General features: G+C 68.1%; 3 protein-coding genes and 1 pseudogene. 2 read left to right on the forward strand and 2 right to left on the reverse strand.

Annotation, left to right across the window (positions count from 1 at the left end):
• Window positions 1-224, forward strand: a 224-nt coding sequence (locus AB4Y86_RS18495) for a hypothetical protein (protein ID WP_441403601.1), incomplete at its 5' end; no start/stop codon positions are given.
• 12 nt (window positions 225-236) lie between these two features.
• On the opposite strand, the gene AB4Y86_RS18500 is transcribed toward AB4Y86_RS18495, so the two are convergent.
• Window positions 237-713: a Fur family transcriptional regulator gene (locus tag AB4Y86_RS18500; RefSeq protein ID WP_441403602.1), complete on the reverse strand. Its 477-nt coding sequence runs from the start codon at window positions 711-713 to the stop codon at window positions 237-239.
• A gap of 106 nt (window positions 714-819) precedes the next feature.
• Between AB4Y86_RS18500 and AB4Y86_RS18505 the strand changes: the two genes are divergently transcribed.
• Window positions 820-1,476: an MBL fold metallo-hydrolase gene (locus AB4Y86_RS18505; protein ID WP_441403603.1), complete on the forward strand. Its 657-nt coding sequence runs from the start codon at window positions 820-822 to the stop codon at window positions 1,474-1,476.
• Here the strand turns inward: AB4Y86_RS18505 and AB4Y86_RS18510 are convergent.
• Window positions 1,477-1,655 (reverse strand): annotated as a pseudogene (locus AB4Y86_RS18510) (PLP-dependent cysteine synthase family protein); the annotation flags it as partial.

Below are 1,655 nucleotides of genomic sequence, written 5' to 3' on the forward strand. Positions count from 1 at the left end.
GGATGCCATGCGGCGTGCTGAACGTGCCCGTCGCCGTGGACGATTTCGGACTGGTTCCCGACCCTGCCAGGATGACGGACTCGGCGGACGGCTGCGCCGGCCCGGACGCGGACCACCGAAACTGGACCAGCGCCTATTTCAAGGAACCCGTGGTGTACCACCTCGACTCCTCGGAGCTGGTGCTCACCAATCAGCTCGGCCAGATCCGGTTCAAGCAGGACTGAGCCGTAGCGCCGCTAGCGTCCGGCCTGCAGCGCCGTGCACTCGGGGCACAGCCCGAAGATCTCGACGGTGTGCTCGACGGCGGTGAAGCCGTGCTCGCTGGCGATCCGCGCCGCCCAGGCCTCCACGGCGGGCGCTTCGACTTCGACGGCCTTGCCGCAGTTGCGGCAGAGCAGGTGGTGGTGATGCCCGGTGACCGCGCAGCGCCGGTAGACCACTTCGCCGTCGGCGTTCCGCAGCACGTCCACCAGGCCGTCATCGGCGAGGGATTGCAGGATCCGGTAAGAAGTGGCGAGGGAAACCGAGGTGCCACGCTCCTGCAAGATGCGGTGCAGCTCCTGGGTACTGACGAAGTCGTCGAGCTCATCCAGGGCGGCGCTCACTGCCAGCCGCTGCTTGGTGACCCGCTGTTCCTTGCCCGGCAGTTCCTTCGTGCCGGCGACGGCCTCGGCCGGCGCCTGGCTGCCGCCGGTTGTGGCGCCGTTGGACATTGGGAGGACTCGCTTCGCTGGGGGTCATGTTGCGGGTAGTGGCAGGGTCCCAGATTACCAGCCGGGCACCGTGGACGCCGCGTCGGAGGGACCATAGGCTAGCCGGATGAAGCTGACAAAATTCACCCACGCCTGCATCCGCCTCGAAAAGGACGGTCGGGTGCTGGTGCTGGACCCGGGAACCTTTTCCGAAACCGGGCGGGCCCTCGCCGGTGCGGCCGCCGTGCTGATCACCCATGAGCACGCGGACCATATCGACGTCGACGCCGTCTCCGGCGCCCTGCTGGCCGACCAGGAGTTGGAGCTCCACGCTCCCGCCGGGGTGGCAGCTCAGCTGCGCGAAAAGGGACCCGCGGCCGCGGAGCGGATCCACACGGTGGCCGCCGGTGACACTTTCGATGCGGCCGGCTTCGCCATCCGGAGCTTCGGCGGCCAGCACGCCCTCATCCATCCGCAGATCCCGGTGGTCGCCAACGTCGGCTACTTGGTCGACGCCAACGTGTACCACCCCGGGGATTCGTTCGCGATCCCGGACGGCATCGACGTGCAAACCCTGCTGGTCCCGATCCATGCCCCGTGGAACAAGGTGGGCGAAGTGGTGGACTTTGTGATTGGGGTCCGCGCGCCGCGGGCCTTCCCGATCCACGACGCCCTGCTGAACGATATGGGACGCGGCCTCATCGAGGCGCACGTGACCCGGATCGGCGCCAGGTACGGCACGGAGTACCGGCACCTTGCCAGCGGCGACTCGGTGGAGGTGTAGCTAAGCCGGCCAGACCCCGCTGGCAAAGAACTCGCGGATGGTGTCCTCGTGCGGGGCCGGATCAAGACCCTGCGACTTCAGCCACTCGGGGCTGTAATAGTTGCCGGAATAGCGGTCGCCGGCGTCGCACATCAGCGAGACGACGCTCCCGCGGCGCCCCTCGGCGATCATGCCGGCGA

It is taken from the genome of Arthrobacter sp. 2YAF22_2, assembly GCF_052114645.1.
In the GTDB taxonomy this organism is placed as follows: domain Bacteria; phylum Actinomycetota; class Actinomycetes; order Actinomycetales; family Micrococcaceae; genus Arthrobacter.